The sequence below is a fragment of the Peribacillus sp. NPDC076916 genome (genome assembly GCF_050269675.1).
GTDB classification, from domain to species: Bacteria; Bacillota; Bacilli; order Bacillales; family DSM-1321; genus Peribacillus; species Peribacillus aracenensis.
This window is the reverse complement of record NZ_JBNNIU010000004.1, coordinates 610,687-626,329: the sequence shown is the minus strand read 5'-3', so window position 1 is coordinate 626,329 and position 15,643 is coordinate 610,687. Positions and strand designations below refer to the sequence as shown.

At 39.8% G+C, this 15,643-nt stretch carries 13 protein-coding genes; 5 read left to right on the top strand and 8 right to left on the bottom strand.

What is annotated here, in order from left to right; all coding sequences use genetic code 11:
- Positions 1-334 precede the first annotated feature (334 nt).
- From ACQKFG_RS16765 to dnaA, 8 genes are all read right to left on the bottom strand, one after another.
- Positions 335-1,402, bottom strand: coding sequence for an HD-GYP domain-containing protein (locus tag ACQKFG_RS16765; RefSeq protein ID WP_427560820.1), 1,068 nt, complete (start codon positions 1,400-1,402; stop codon positions 335-337).
- A 240-nt stretch (positions 1,403-1,642) separates the two neighbouring features.
- Positions 1,643-4,192, bottom strand: coding sequence for a DNA gyrase subunit A (gyrA, locus tag ACQKFG_RS16760; protein ID WP_192207381.1), 2,550 nt, complete (start codon positions 4,190-4,192; stop codon positions 1,643-1,645).
- A gap of 97 nt (positions 4,193-4,289) precedes the next feature.
- Positions 4,290-6,215 carry a DNA topoisomerase (ATP-hydrolyzing) subunit B gene (gene gyrB, locus ACQKFG_RS16755; protein WP_349728887.1) on the bottom strand — a complete coding sequence of 642 codons (1,926 nt, stop codon included), beginning with the start codon at positions 6,213-6,215 and terminating at the stop codon, positions 4,290-4,292.
- Between the two features lie 75 nt (positions 6,216-6,290).
- On the bottom strand, positions 6,291-6,554 hold the full coding sequence (gene remB, locus ACQKFG_RS16750; RefSeq protein ID WP_098370330.1) for an extracellular matrix regulator RemB: 264 nt from the start codon (positions 6,552-6,554) through the stop codon (positions 6,291-6,293).
- A gap of 12 nt (positions 6,555-6,566) precedes the next feature.
- Positions 6,567-7,685, bottom strand: coding sequence for a DNA replication/repair protein RecF (recF, locus tag ACQKFG_RS16745; RefSeq protein ID WP_349728590.1), 1,119 nt, complete (start codon positions 7,683-7,685; stop codon positions 6,567-6,569).
- Positions 7,686-7,706: 21 nt separating this feature from the next.
- The gene (gene yaaA, locus ACQKFG_RS16740) at positions 7,707-7,919 is read right to left on the bottom strand and encodes a S4 domain-containing protein YaaA (protein ID WP_034316192.1); all 213 of its coding nucleotides are present in this window, start codon (positions 7,917-7,919) and stop codon (positions 7,707-7,709) included.
- A gap of 221 nt (positions 7,920-8,140) precedes the next feature.
- On the bottom strand, positions 8,141-9,277 hold the full coding sequence (gene dnaN, locus ACQKFG_RS16735) for a DNA polymerase III subunit beta (RefSeq protein ID WP_192207379.1): 1,137 nt from the start codon (positions 9,275-9,277) through the stop codon (positions 8,141-8,143).
- Between the two features lie 193 nt (positions 9,278-9,470).
- The gene (gene dnaA, locus ACQKFG_RS16730) at positions 9,471-10,820 is read right to left on the bottom strand and encodes a chromosomal replication initiator protein DnaA (RefSeq protein ID WP_057914144.1); all 1,350 of its coding nucleotides are present in this window, start codon (positions 10,818-10,820) and stop codon (positions 9,471-9,473) included.
- A 933-nt stretch (positions 10,821-11,753) separates the two neighbouring features.
- Between dnaA and rpmH the strand changes: the two genes are divergently transcribed.
- From rpmH to mnmE, 5 genes are all read left to right on the top strand, one after another.
- A complete protein-coding gene (gene rpmH, locus ACQKFG_RS16725; protein ID WP_034316183.1) occupies positions 11,754-11,888 on the top strand; it encodes a 50S ribosomal protein L34 in 135 nt (44 codons plus the stop codon).
- An 80-nt stretch (positions 11,889-11,968) separates the two neighbouring features.
- The gene (gene rnpA / locus ACQKFG_RS16720) at positions 11,969-12,325 is read left to right on the top strand and encodes a ribonuclease P protein component (RefSeq protein WP_076368512.1); all 357 of its coding nucleotides are present in this window, start codon (positions 11,969-11,971) and stop codon (positions 12,323-12,325) included.
- A 176-nt stretch (positions 12,326-12,501) separates the two neighbouring features.
- Positions 12,502-13,290 carry a YidC family membrane integrase SpoIIIJ gene (gene spoIIIJ / locus ACQKFG_RS16715; RefSeq protein ID WP_076368511.1) on the top strand — a complete coding sequence of 263 codons (789 nt, stop codon included), beginning with the start codon at positions 12,502-12,504 and terminating at the stop codon, positions 13,288-13,290.
- A complete protein-coding gene (gene jag / locus ACQKFG_RS16710; protein WP_349728591.1) occupies positions 13,287-13,907 on the top strand; it encodes an RNA-binding cell elongation regulator Jag/EloR in 621 nt (206 codons plus the stop codon). Before spoIIIJ ends, jag begins: the two co-directional genes overlap by 4 nt.
- 342 nt (positions 13,908-14,249) lie before the next feature.
- Positions 14,250-15,635, top strand: coding sequence for a tRNA uridine-5-carboxymethylaminomethyl(34) synthesis GTPase MnmE (gene mnmE / locus ACQKFG_RS16705; protein WP_342614879.1), 1,386 nt, complete (start codon positions 14,250-14,252; stop codon positions 15,633-15,635).
- Positions 15,636-15,643 lie beyond the last annotated feature (8 nt).

Below are 15,643 nucleotides of genomic sequence, written 5' to 3'. Positions count from 1 at the left end.
GAAGAAATGTTTGACTTGCTCATTTGCTTTTTTAATAGTGTGTGCTCACTTAAAATTTAACGTTGGCGCTTTGTTTTGTTCAGTTTTCAAAGAGCGATTTATTGTCGTTCGTTTGGAAACGACTTTAATAATATATCAACTATATTATTTTTTGTCAACAACTTTATTCTTTCGCTGTCGACTTAGTTATTATATCTAGTATCAGGAATAAAAGCAATAGTTATTTTAAAATAAAAAAATATACATGAATTCATAGATTTCAAATACTATGGCTGCACTCCTGATCAAGCTGAAAAAGCTTACTTTTATTAATAGTAAACTTTTTCTTTAAACATTATAATATTTCTTCTATATGTAATTCCCGATTAATCCCTAAATTGATAATTTGCTCACTATCCATCTCCTTTATGACCGGTCTTGTTTCCGAGCCTGCATCAATAAAAATGATTTCAGCAATGAATCCATTGTTCAGTTTGACCCTGCTTCCTATGAAAAAGTTAGCGAAGCTTGATAACAAGGTTTTAACTACCCCAATATCAAATTTACCAAAGTCATCATGTAAGATCATTTCTAATACCTTAAACGGAGACTGTTTCTTTCTATAAGTCCTCTCGGAAGTCATGGCGTGAAATACATCTGCAACCGCAATGATTTTTGAGAATAAGTTCATGGGTTTTGTTTTCAACCTTTTGGGATAACCCGTTCCATCTAATCTTCCATGATGCTCCAGAACGGCAATCTTCACACTATCCTTAATGATGGAACTATCTTTAATCATCTTGTAGCTGAAAATAGGATGAGAATGTATCTCCTCATAATCAGATGCTGTCAGGCTTGCCGTTTTATTTAATAACCTTGGTGGCAGCTTTGCCATCCCGCAATCAGCCAGACACCCGCCAATTGCAGCTTGGTAGACATCAGCCCTATTGCATTTCATTTTATATGCGATATATCCTCCTATTAATCCAATGGAAATAGCATGATGATATACATAGTCTTCTTTATTGCAATAGTGGTGCAGCTTCAAAATGTTTCCTGGTTCCTCTAAAGCCTTATCCATAAGGGGAATCATGATTAAACGAATCATGGCCACCTCGACTTTACTGCCAGCTTGCCAATTTTTAAATAATCGTTTATATGTTTGTACTGACTTAAGATAAAAATCCGTAAAACCCGATGACTCTTCCGTTTCATCCCATTCTGGATCCATTACTTCTTTCGGCAGAAATCTCTTTCCATCAATCAAAGTCTTTTCAACGCTTACCTCTGTTATTAGAAAGGCTTGCAAAGCTTCGATTAATTGCCGGGTCAATATTGTTTTTTCATACATTATGGGTCTGTTCGAAAGGCCTCTAATCTCTTTTGACAGTATGCAGCCTTCGATTAAATAGCGAGTTTTCACTAGCAAAACGTTTCACCTCGGTAATATTGGTGAGTATCATTCTACTTGAAAAACCTGGTAGAAACTATCTTTTTTATGATTAAATACCTAAATAAATTCAATTTATTAGCATTTTCATTTTGAATCCTCTTAATATGATAAGTCTTTTTACTCAAATCCGAACACTCATAAGATCAGTTTGAAGTTCATCTAACACAAAAAAGACCCAGCTTAATTGCCTGGATCTTTTTTGTGAAAAGATTATTCTTCCGTATCTTTTTCAGTTTTTTCATTTTCTTCACTTACAGCAGGTTCAGAATCAGAATCTGGAGTCGTGACCGTTTCTATTTCCATGTCTTTTTCTTCTTCTTCTTCTTCTCTTCCTACGATGGCTACCGTCGAAACATATTCATTATCAGCGGATTCGAGTCGGATGAGCTTAACACCCTGAGTATTACGGCCCGTTTTAGAAATGCCTTCGACTTCCATTCGGATCAATACACCAGCTGCTGTAATAAGCATCAAATCTTCATCTACACCCGTAACTGTTTTCACGGCTATAAGTTCACCATTCTTCTCAGTGACATTACATGTTTTTATTCCTTTTCCTCCACGGCTTTGAATACGGTATTCTTCCGCTGAGGTCCGTTTTCCATAACCGTTTTTCGTAACGATCAGGACTTCTTCATCATCTTCAAGAATTTCCATTCCGACAACTTCATCATTCGTCCCTAAGGAAATCCCTTTCACTCCCGCTGCAGTACGCCCCATTGTCCGTACATCCGTCTCTGGGAAACGGATCATCATCCCGGACTTCGTTCCAATTATGATCTGTTTCTCTCCATTCGTAAGTCGGACAGAAATCAATTCATCATCTTCACGTAAACCTAGGGCAATTAAACCGTTATTACGGATATTTGCAAAAGACGACAAAGGTGTACGCTTTGATATCCCATGTCTGGTCGTGAAGAATAAATACCAATCGTCCGCAAATTCCTTCACGGGTATGATTGCATTGACCCACTCACCTTTATCGACTTCCAACAGGTTGATAAGCGGCAATCCTTTTGCCGTCCTGCCATATTCAGGTATTTCATATCCTTTGGAACGATAGACTTTACCTTTGTTGGTGAAGAATAATAGAGTGTCATGAGTCGATGTGGTTAACAAGTGACCGACAAAGTCATCTGTATTCGTTCCCATACCCTGTATCCCGCGCCCTCCGCGTTTTTGACTGCGGTATGTGGTTGCAGGCAAGCGTTTAATATAACCGTTATGCGTAAGTGTCACGATTATATTTTCCTCTGGGATTAAATCTTCATCTTCCAGGCTTTCAAAGCCGGCTAATGTGATTTCAGTTCTCCGTTTATCATCAAAACGTTCTTTAATTTCAAGAAGCTCTTCACGGATAATTTCAAGAACCTTTTCCTCATCAGCAAGAATCGCTTTATATTCTGCAATTATAGCCATTAATGCCTGATATTCATCTTCAATTTTTTCACGTTCCAGACCTGTCAAGCGTTGTAAACGCATATCCAGGATAGCTTGCGCCTGTTTTTCGGAAAGTGAGAATTGTGTCATTAAGCCTTCACGGGCAATGTCCGTCGTTTGGGAACTGCGGATCAGCGTAATGACTGCGTCCAAATTATCAAGTGCAATGCGCAAACCTTCTAAAATATGGGCACGTGCTTCCGCTTTCCGTAAATCAAATTCAGTCCTGCGCCGTATGACTACCTGCTGATGCTCCAAGTAGTAGCGCAGGCATTGTTTTAAATTCAGCACTTTAGGCTGACCGTCCACCAAAGCGAGCAGATTGATTCCGAAGGTGGTCTGCATCGCGGTATGCTTATACAGGTTGTTTAAAAGGACATTTGCATTAACATCCTTTCGAAGCTCCATGACAATGCGCATGCCATTGCGATCCGATTCATCCCGTAAGTCGGTAATGCCTTCGATTTTCTTATCTCGAGCAAGTTCGGCAATTTTTTCAATCAATCTTGCTTTATTCACTTGATAAGGGATTTCCTTAACAAGGATTACTTGTTTACCATTGGGTTTCTCTTCAATCTCGACTTTCGCACGTTGAATGATTGACCCTTTTCCGGTTTCATAGGCCTTTCTGATTCCACTTCTCCCTAAAATCAAACCGGCTGTCGGAAAGTCCGGACCAGGGATATACTCCATCAACTCAGGAATTGTAATTTCAGGATTCTTGCTTAATGCCAGTACGCCGTCAATTACTTCACCTAATTGATGTGGTGGAATATTGGTTGCCATCCCTACCGCTATTCCTGATGAACCATTCACTAACAAGTTCGGAAAACGGGCAGGCATAACCGCTGGTTCTCTTTCTGAACCATCGTAGTTATCCTGGAAATTGACCGTATCTTTATTTAAATCCCGGAGTAGCTCCATCGAGATTTTTGACATTCTCGCTTCTGTGTACCTCATTGCGGCAGCTTGGTCACCATCGACTGAACCGAAATTCCCATGACCATCTACAAGCATATAGCGATAGTTAAAAGGTTGAGCCATCCGTACCATCGTTTCATATACAGCCGAATCACCATGCGGGTGATACTTACCGATTACTTCCCCGACAATACGGGCTGATTTCTTAAATGGTTTATCCGAAGTCATTCCAAGATCGTTCATTGCATAAAGGATTCTTCGGTGTACCGGTTTCAAACCGTCCCTTACATCAGGCAAAGCCCGCGACACGATAACGCTCATCGCATAATCCAAAAACGATGTCCGCATCTCGGTACTTATATTTATTTCTTTAACACCTGATCTTTCATTTTCTGACATGGAGCCAACCTCCTATTAAAAGCTTATACTCTCATCTAAAATTTAACTGTTCGTGCACTATTTAAAGAACAGGATGTAAAAAGCATCCTGTCAAAAATCAGATATCAAGATTTTTTACATAAATTGCATTTTCTTCAATGAAGTTACGTCGCGGTTCCACCTTATCGCCCATCAACATCTCGAAAGTTTCATCTGCCTCGGCAGCATCTTTCAAACTGACTTGAAGCAGCGTTCTCGTTTCAGGGTTCATGGTCGTTTCCCACAATTGCTCTGGGTTCATTTCCCCCAGCCCTTTATAACGCTGCAGGTTAGGCTTAGGAGTACTTGGCAAACTCGCCATGATTTCATCAAGCTCGCGGTCATTATAAGCATAATCCACTTTTTTCCCTTGCTGGATCTTGAAAAGTGGCGGCTGAGCAATATATATATATCCATACTCGATAATTTTTCGCATATACCGGTAGAAGAATGTCAACATCAGTGTTCTGATATGGGCACCATCCACATCCGCATCGGTCATGATGACAATTTTATGATATCTAGCTTTTTCAATATTGAATTCATCACCAATTCCCGTTCCGAGTGCTGTGATGATCGTCCCTATTTCTTCATTATGCAGGATTCTGTCCAATCGCGCCTTTTCAACATTCAGGATTTTACCCCTTAGCGGCAAAATGGCTTGGAAATGGCGGTCCCGTCCTTGTTTAGCCGAGCCTCCCGCCGAGTTTCCTTCAACGATGTACAATTCACTGATACCCGGGTCCTTAGATGAACAATCTGCCAATTTACCCGGTAGATTGGATACTTCCAAAGCACTTTTCCTCCGGGTCAATTCACGAGCTTTCTTCGCTGCCAAACGGGCTCTCGCTGCCATTTGCCCTTTATCTACAATTTTCCGGGCCACTGCAGGATTCTCATATAAGAAGGCATCAAGCCTTTCCGAAAGAATGGAATCAGTAACCGTTCTTACTTCAGAGTTTCCGAGTTTGGTTTTCGTCTGACCTTCAAATTGTGGATCAGGATGCTTAATCGAAATGATTGCCGTTAAACCTTCACGGACATCCTCACCAGAGAAATTGGAATCCGCTTCTTTTAAGAGACCATTTTTCCGTGCATAATCATTGATGACACGGGTCAAGGCAGTCTTGAATCCGGACTCATGCGTACCACCTTCATAGGTGTGGATATTATTGGCGAAAGAAAAGACATTACTGATATAGCTGTCGTTATATTGGAGAGCCAATTCAACAGAAATTCCATCTTTTTCGCCTTCCATGAAAATCGGTTCCTCATGCAATACCTCTTTAGAACGGTTCAAATGCTCAACATAAGATTTGATGCCGCCCTCATAGTGGAAATCCCTGATTTTCTCTTCTTCCCCACGTTTATCTTCAATGATCAGCTTCAAGCCTTTATTCAGGAATGCAAGCTCACGGATTCGTGTGGCTAATGTATCGAAATCATATTCCAGGGTTTCGGTGAAGATTTCACCATCCGGAACGAAGTGTACAGTCGTGCCGGTATGATCGGTTTCCCCGATAATTTTCAAATCTTCTTTAGGGATACCGCGGTTAAATTGCTGGTAATGGATTTTACCTTCACGATGAACATAAACTTCCAATACTGTGGATAGGGCATTAACTACTGAAGCCCCAACACCATGCAAACCACCGGAGACCTTGTAGCCCCCGCCGCCAAATTTACCGCCCGCATGAAGGACCGTCATGATTACTTCAACTGCTGGCCGTCCCATTTTTTCATGGATACCGACTGGAATTCCCCGACCATTATCGACAACGGTTATGCTATTGTCTTCTTCGATCGTCACTTTGATTTCCGTACAGAAACCAGCTAGTGCCTCATCAATACTATTATCGACAATTTCCCAAACAAGATGGTGAAGTCCTTTTGCAGAGGTAGAGCCGATATACATCCCCGGACGTTTACGAACTGCTTCTAAGCCTTCTAAAACCTGTATCTGATTCTCATCGTATGCCTGAGCTTGTACTTCTTTTTGTTCCATTGTCATTCGTATCACCTACACTTTTCTTTTGGCATTTATCAATTTTCAGGAGTAATTATAATGTTTAGCTACAATTCAAAGAATATCTATATCATCGATTAAGAGCGATGATTGCAGTGAACGCTTTTTCAAAGTGGACGACGCAAGCGGTGAATAATATACCTGTTTGTCCGTCACTACAATCGATTTAACCGAGTTTTTTGCTAAATGGTAAGTTACATCAGACTTTTTCTCCAAAAATTCACTCATGATTGGAGAGGCCTGAAGCAGCTTCTTATCTAAAATGGCTATGACATCATCCGTCTTCACAAGAATGTCTTCACCAATATGGAGATACATACATTCACCTCATCATTTAACCTTTTTTATACTTCCTTGACTCACATAAAAGGTGGACGCTTCTCTTAGGGTTTGATGATCGATTCCATCAACGGAGGGTGTCGTCACAAATGTTTGCACTTTCCCTTGTATCGTATTCAGTAAATGGGATTGACGGAAATCGTCAAGTTCCGATAACACATCATCCAATAATAAAATGGGATACTCGCCGATTTCTTCATGGATCAGCTCAATTTCGGCAAGTTTCAAAGACAGGGCAGTCGTACGCTGTTGTCCTTGTGAACCATATGTCTGGACATCGCGGTCATTCACAAAAAAAACCAGGTCGTCACGATGAGGACCTACCAATGTTACACCCCGTTCAATCTCCCTTGTTTTTATTTTATCAAATTTTTCTGTGTATACTTCTATCATTTTCGTCAAATCCATAGATTCTGATACATCAAGCGACGGTTTATATTGGATTTTCAATACTTCTAGATTTCTGGAGATCCCCGAATGAATCGGCCCTGCCCATTGCTGGAGCTTTAAAAGAAACTCGTACCTTCTTTCGACAATTTTCGCTGCATACTGAATAAATTGATCAGTCAGCACGTCAAGCATCGTCGTATCCGTTTGTTTCCGGGTCTGCAGAAGCTTTAAGTAATGATTTCTTTGTTGAAGTATTTTATGATATTGGCTCATATCATGAAGGTATACGGGAGAAACCTGGCCAATTTCCATATCTATAAAACGGCGTCTGACTAGAGGACTTCCCTTTACAAGGTTAAGATCCTCAGGCGCAAACATGACCACATTCATATTTCCGACATATTGACTCAACTTTCTTTGTTCAATATGGTTGCACTTCGCCTTTTTCCCTTTTTTTGAAATGGTCAGCTCAAGTGGTATTGAGGTATTTCTCTTTCTAACTCTTCCTTCTATTTTAGCATACTCTTCATCCCAGCGAATAAGTTCTTTATCATTTGAGGTCCGATGGGATTTTGCCATGGCTAAAACAAAAATGGATTCCATGACATTAGTTTTTCCTTGAGCATTTTCGCCGAGGATTACATTAACTTTATTCTCAAAAGTCAGATTCAATTCGGTATAGTTGCGGTAATTTTTCAAACTTATATTTTCAATATACATATTCCGCTCTTCCCTTATGTTTTAGCTTGTAATTGTGTAGGTGCCAAATCCAGGAATCTCTATTTTATCACCTGATCTTAATTTTCTGCCCCTTCTCACGTCTAATTCGCCATTAATGTAAACCTCATATTCACTTAAGAACCATTTCGCCATTCCGCCGCTTTGGATTAAATCGGCCAATTTCAGGAATTGTCCAAGCGTAATATATTCGGTATTGATTTTTATGGAGTCCATTTCATGCCTCACTCATTTCTTAAGTAGTCTTTAATATTTCATTTTACTAAATTAATCCCATTAAGACAAAGTATAGCTTTTTCAGTTCTCGTTTTTAGCGATTCAGCGTTCCGTACAGCATTGAAAAAACGCTAAAAACCCTTTGGAAACCTATATTTAAATATAAAAAAATTAAAGACCTGCTATACAAGCCTTTAATTTTTTTGAAATATTATTTTAGCTTAATAAGTCCTTACCGGAAGAATTAATTGCAGCATGGAATCATCATGTAGCGGGCGAATGACAAACGGACGCATTGCACCTGTGAAATTAATTTTTATATCGGAACCTTCCAATGCTTTTAGAGCATCCATTACAAACTTGGCACTGAATGAGATTTTCAGGTCTTCACCTTCAATGGCTTCTGCCTGAACCTCTTCAATTACTTTACCAATTTCAGGAGTGTTGGAAGAGACTTCGATTATACGGCCTTCCAGGGTTGTCAATTTGACGACATTATTTCTTCCTTCTCTCGCCAATAAAGAAGCCCTGTCGATCGCTTGAAGGAAATCTTTAGTGTGAACAGTCACATCCGTTTTGCTATCAGATGGAATCAAGCGTGATGTATCGGGATAATTCCCTTCAAGCAGTCTTGAGAAGAACAATAAATTTTCAGCTTTGAAAAGTACTTGGTTTTCGGTAATGACGATTTCTATGAGTTCGTTTGTATCATCAAGGATTTTACTTAACTCATTCAGACTTTTACCTGGGATTACAACACTATAGGTACCGTTAATTTTATTTTCTATTTTGGCTGTTCTCATTGCAAGCCTATGGCTATCTGTTGCAATACAGGTCAATTCGTCATCTTGAACCTTCAAGTTTACACCTGTTAAGATGGGCCGTGTTTCTGACGTGGACACTGCAAAGCCAGTTTGGCGGATAAGGGTCTTTAAAAGGTCCGTTGGAAGTTTGAAAATATTTTCTTCTTCAATTATCGGAAGATGCGGATATTCCTCAGGATCCAGTCCATTTAGATTAAATTCAGCTTTACCTGAGCGAATAATCGTTTGAAAGTTGTTCTCCACTTCAATTTCTACAGTATCCATCGGCAGCTTTTTGACAATTTCACTGAAAAAACGGGCATTAAGGACAATACCGCCGCTAGTTTTAACTTCAACAATCTCATCTCCATCAACCTCAGCAGGGATGAATGATTGGATGGAGATATCTGAATCACTTCCTGTCAGAGTGACACCTTCACTAGTGACGCTTATTTTTATCCCAGTTAGAATCGGAATCGTCGTCCTTGATGTGACTGCTTTCATTACTTCTTGGACACTATGAACTAATCGATCTCTTTGGATTATAAATCTCATGTTTCATCCTCCAATTTTTTTATTGCCGAATAGGCATATATATTAATAATTTTTATTAAAAAAGATAGTAGTAATAGTAGTAGGGCCTGTTGATATGTGGATAAGTCCACTCAACCTAAGGAAAAACAGTCTATCCACATGTGGACAGACTGTGTGTAAGTAGTCGTCAGTTATTCACATTATCCAGAATCTATTATACCCTCAGTTGGTCCTGGATTTCTTTAACCTGACGTTGAAGCTGGGTATCCGTTTGCATGAGTTTGGAGATTTTTTCATGCGCATGGATAACGGTCGTATGATCGCGACCTCCAAATTCATCACCTATCTTGGGCAGGGATGAGTCCGTTAACTCCCTGGAAAGATACATGGCAATCTGTCTTGGAAAGGCTACGGATTTAGTCCGCTTTTTCGCCTTGAAATCCTCAAGTTTGACACTATAATGTTCACCGACCGTCTTCTGGATTTCCAAAATGGTGATTATTTTAGGTTTTGAGCTAGGGATGATGTCTTTTAATGCTTCAGCTGCCAAATCGGCATTTATATCTTTATTGATCAACGAAGAATAGGCGACGACACGAATAAGTGCACCCTCCAGTTCACGAATATTGGAATCGATTTGGTTGGCAATATAGAGCATGACTTCATTCGGGATATCAAGCCCCTCAGCTTTTGCCTTTTTACGCAATATGGCAATCCGCGTTTCCAGATCAGGAGGTGTGATATCCGTGATCAAGCCCCACTCAAACCTTGAACGGAGGCGATCCTCGAGTGTAGGTATCTCTTTTGGCGGGCGGTCACTCGAGATGACAATCTGTTTGCTTTCTTCATGCAACGCATTGAATGTATGGAAAAACTCTTCTTGAGTTTGTTCTTTTCCCGCAAGGAATTGAATATCATCAATTAATAAAACATCCACGCTTCGATATCTATCACGGAATTCCCCAGCTTTATTGTCCCGAATCGAGTTGATGAATTCATTCGTGAACTTTTCAGATGATAAATAAACGACCTTTGCATTCGGATTATGCTCAAGAACATAATGCCCGATTGCATGCATTAAATGAGTTTTTCCAAGACCTACCCCCCCGTATATGAATAAGGGATTATAGGCTTTGGCAGGAGCTTCTGCGACAGCGAGAGACGCGGCATGGGCAAAACGATTGCCGGAGCCGATGACAAATGTATCGAAGGTATTTTTCGCATTCAGCATATGCTGTGGAAATGCAGCATGCTCTTTGTCCTGTTTTTTTATCTTTTTAGGCTGAACAGGAACGGTGAAATCATCATCTTCTTGATTAGGGGGAATGATGAATTTTGCTTCCAATTCCTCACCGGTAAGTTCAAACAATACATCGGAAATAAGATGGGAATAGCGTTCTTCAAGCCAATCCCTGGCAAATTCATTGGGGGCGGTGACTGTTAAGGTATCACCTTGCAGTAAATAAGCCTTGGTTGATTTAAGCCAAGTTTCAAAGCTTGGTTTACTGATTTTTTTTTCGATCTTTCCGAGCGCCTGGTTCCAGAGGCTATCGATGTTATCCAAACTTATCCCTCCTTTGCAAAAAATTTTTAATAATTGTATCTAAATGTATAGGCACAAATAAACTCATCGATTGCCGTCTTGATATTAATTTTGACAGCAAAGGTTCGGTGAGCTGTATAAGGGATTTTGTGTTGTGTTACGTGAAGTGCCTAAAAAACTATATCTTGCGCTGTACAACTTTTGTACAGACTACATCTGGTAAGCCAGTGCAGATTTGAATGTTTATTCATCAACAGGTATTTTAAGAATTATATAATAAAGAAGAAAAAAGGGTTTTCGACAATATCCACCATCTGTGGACAGATTAATATACACAGGTCGAATAAACTATCCACAAGTTATGCACAGTCTGTGGATAAACGTTCCCTGTTGATAAAGTTATTCAGAGTGAAAACACAAATATAATATCAGAAAATCAGGCGTCTTGCAATGGGTTAGAAAACTTTATCCACAACTTACCGAGCTTGTGGGAAAAACTTTTCCACAGGCCATTGTTATGTGCAAAAGTCTATAAAATGGTTTGTGGATAGAAAAAAACATGTCGAATTTTATCCACAGACCGTGATTATAGGCTCGAATTAATTAACTTGAACCAAGTTGTTCAAGCCGGAAGACCTGCATGAGACAGATTGAAAGTGATTCAGGTTCATACCTAGTTATTTGTCGAATGTTGTGTCGATCGAGGAATGATTCAATGCGAATTTCATTTTTGTGCTCATCGATAAAATGATGGAAATTTCCCTTTCCCCAAAAATTTCTATATCAGTTCGGAGCAAAATCATTTACAATAGGCTAGGTAGTAAAAAAAGGCCTACTGGACATTGAGCATTAAAAATGAAATATTTTTATGGATGAGGTTGACAAGTAGAAACCTCCATCTATATAATTGTAAAGACTGTCTTTAACTGTTATTCCTCAGGGAGGTGTCATATAATGAAAAGAACTTATCAACCGAATAACCGCAAACATAGTAAAGTTCACGGTTTCCGTGCACGTATGAGCACGAAAAACGGACGTAGAGTAATCGCTGCACGTCGCCGTAAGGGCAGAAAAGTATTATCTGCATAGACCACTGAAAAGTCTCAGTGGTCTTTTTTCGCAAAATAAGGGATTTACTGAGACTCAATTCATGTAATGAAGGTGTAAAAATGAAAAAAAAGTTAAGGATTAAGAAAGAGGACGAATTTCAGCTTGTGTTTAAAAAAGGTGAATCTTCTGCTAATCGGCAATTCGTTGTCTATGTCCTTGAAAAGCCGGGTCAGGATTATTTTCGGATCGGCCTTTCAGTCAGTAAAAAAATCGGGAACGCCGTGGTTAGGAACCAAATCAAAAGATACATACGGCAAGCGTTTTTGGAATTGAAAGAAGATATAGAAGAGGGTAAGGATTATATTGTGATTGCTCGAAAGCCAGCGGCGGAGATGGACTTTTTCCAGGTGAAAAGCAGCTTGATCCATGTCCTGAAACGTTCTAAATCATTAAACTTTAAAAAGAAAAAACAATAAAGTCCCCTTATATCGAATAAGCACTCCCCGGATCATGTGGTTACTTGAGAAAGATGACATAGAAAATTCCGATTGTAAGCTGTGGAAAAAAGTGGATTGCTTTTCCTTGAAATCTTCTAATAAACAGTTCACAATTGTTTCAAAAAAGATTGATTGCAGTTAGGAGGAAATTACGGTTGAAAAAACGAATATTACTCATTATTGGACTAGCCTCGATAATGATGTTGTTAGCAGGGTGTACGGAAATTAAAGAACCTATTACTGCGGAGAGTGAAGGTTTTTGGAATTCATACATTGTCTATCCATTATCAGCCCTGATCATTTGGCTTTCTGAAGCATTTGGCGAGAACTATGGTTTGGGAATCATCGGTGTTACACTTATCATTCGCTTGGCATTACTCCCATTAATGATCAAACAGGTGAAAAGCTCGAAAGCAATGCAGGCCATTCAGCCTGAGATGAAAGAACTTCAAGCAAAATACAGCTCAAAAGATGCTGCCACACAACAAAAACTACAGCAAGAAACAATGGCTCTATTTTCAAAATATAATGTGAATCCATTGGCGGGATGTTTGCCGATATTGGTGCAAATGCCGATTTTGATCGGATTTTACCATGCAATCAGCCGTACGGAAGAAATTGCTTTACATAGTTTTCTTTGGTTTGATTTAGGTTCCCCGGATCCTTATTATATTTTACCGGTCGTTGCAGGTATCACGACCTTTATTCAGCAAAAGATGTCCATGGCTGGAATGAACTCCAATCCACAAATGGCGGCACAAATGACCATGATGCTTTACATCATGCCAATCATGATTGTTGTTTTTGCTATTAATTTCCCCGCTGCTCTTTCTCTTTACTGGGTAGTTGGTAACCTTTTTGGTATCGTTCAAACATATTTCATCAAAGGTCCGGATCTTAGAAAAGCAGCTGCGGAAAACGCGGGAGGGGCAAAGAAAAAGTGAAAAAGGTAACTGCTACAGGACAATCTGTCGAAGAAGCAGTAAATTTAGCTTTAGCTCAACTGAACAGCACTAAAGATCGCGTGGAGATTGAAATAGAAGATGAGGGCAAAAAAGGATTTTTTGGTTTATTTGGTGCAAGGAAGGCCATTGTCCATGTGACATTGCCTGCAGATCCCATTGAAGAGACACTTGGGTTTTTGAAGAAAGTCAGCTTGGAGATGGGAGTCGATGCACAAATTGATGTCACCCGTAAAGGGAAGAACGTAACTTTCCATTTATCAGGTGATAAAATTGCATTATTGATTGGAAAAAGGGGTCAAACACTAAATTCACTTCAGTATTTAGCGCAGCTTGTTGCAAATCGGTATTCGAAGCAGTATTTGAATATTACTGTAGATGCAGAAGATTATCGAAATCGCCGCAATGACACCTTAATCCAATTGGCTGAAAGAATGGCAAATAAAGCCATGAAAACAGGTAAAGCTGTTTCACTCGAGCCGATGCCATCTTATGAACGTAAGGTCATCCATAATGCCCTCTTGGATTATCCAAAAATAAAAACAACTTCAAGTGGGACTGAGCCATATCGCCACTTGGTCATTACTCCACTTAAATGAACCTTCTGCTTTTTAAGCAGGGGTTCTTTTTTTAGGCCATGAAATCGTTGTGTCGAAGATTTTTTCAAAGTATCAATTCAACAATAACTACAAATTTCTTTTTATTTTCTCTTGATCCGTAAAAGGAATGGAAGAAAGGGAAGCGGGCAATGTTTGTTATTCACATGTGGATAAGTTAGAATGGATGTTACAGAATATGGATTAATTGCATGTGGATAACTCTTGGAGTGGAGGAGTATCTACTTTTTTTCATGAATATACTGTGGTATTGTAGTAATTTAGGGATTCGACGATTTTATTAGCAGAAAAAAATAGAACCATCAATATATAAGAGGTGAAAGCATGGAATTCGATACAATCACCGCTATCTCTACTCCCTTAGGGGAAGGGGCAATCGCCATCGTTAGAATCAGCGGTGATGAGGCCATAGAAATAGCCGATAGGATCTTTAAAGGACCAGGTGGAAAAGGATTGCTTGAAGTGAAATCACATACGATTCATTATGGCCACCTTATCCAGCCCAAAACAGGTGAAATCATAGAGGAAGTCATGGTTTCTGTCATGAAGGGTCCAAAGACATTTACAAGAGAAGATGTAGTTGAAATAAATTGTCACGGTGGAATCGTTTCGGTCAATCGGGTATTGCAGCTTATTCTCTCACAAGGTGCTCGTTTAGCGGAACCTGGTGAATTTACGAAACGGGCTTTTTTGAATGGCAGGATCGACCTCTCTCAAGCTGAGGCCGTTATGGATTTAATCCGGGCTAAAACGGATAAAGCCATGAATGTTGCATTAGGTCAAATGGAAGGCAGGCTTTCGAAATTAATTCAAAACCTGCGTCAAGAAATTTTACAGACCCTCGCTCAAGTCGAGGTAAATATAGATTATCCGGAATATGATGATGTCGAAGAAATGACGCATCGTTTATTTTTGGAAAAGGGCAGTTATGTGAAGAAAGAAATAGAGAAACTGCTTCACACGGCCCAACAGGGGAAAATACTTCGGGATGGGCTTGCGACCGTTATCATAGGGCGCCCTAATGTCGGAAAATCTTCTCTGCTTAACAGCTTAGTTCATGAAAATAAAGCGATCGTCACTGATATTCCAGGTACAACACGTGACGTAATCGAAGAGTATGTCAATGTTCGCGGTGTACCGCTTAAACTTGTCGATACGGCAGGAATTCGCGAAACGGAAGATATCGTGGAACGAATTGGAGTTGAACGGTCCCGTGCAGTATTAAAAGAGGCTGATTTAATATTGCTTGTATTGAATTATTCCGATGATTTCACTACTGAGGATGAGAAACTATTTCAAGCGGTCGAGGGTATGGATGTCATCGTTATCATCAATAAAACCGACCTTCCACAAAAAATCGATATGGCCAAGGTTAAGGAAAAGGCGGCATCCCATAAAGTTGTTACGACTTCATTACTGGAGGATCGAGGGGTCGATGAATTGGAAGAGGCCATCGCTTCTTTATTTTTCGAGGGTTCTTTAGAAACGGGAGACCTGACCTATGTTTCCAATGCCAGACATATAGCTTTGCTGGGGCAGGCATTACAGTCTATCGAAGATGCAATCGATGCTATTGAAATGGGAACACCGGTTGATTTGGTTCAAATCGATTTCACGAAAGCATGGGAGCTACTCGGAGAAATCATTGGCGAAAGCGTTCAGGATAATTTGATCAACCAATTGTTCTCTCAATTTTGTTTAGGAAAATAAGCGTAAAA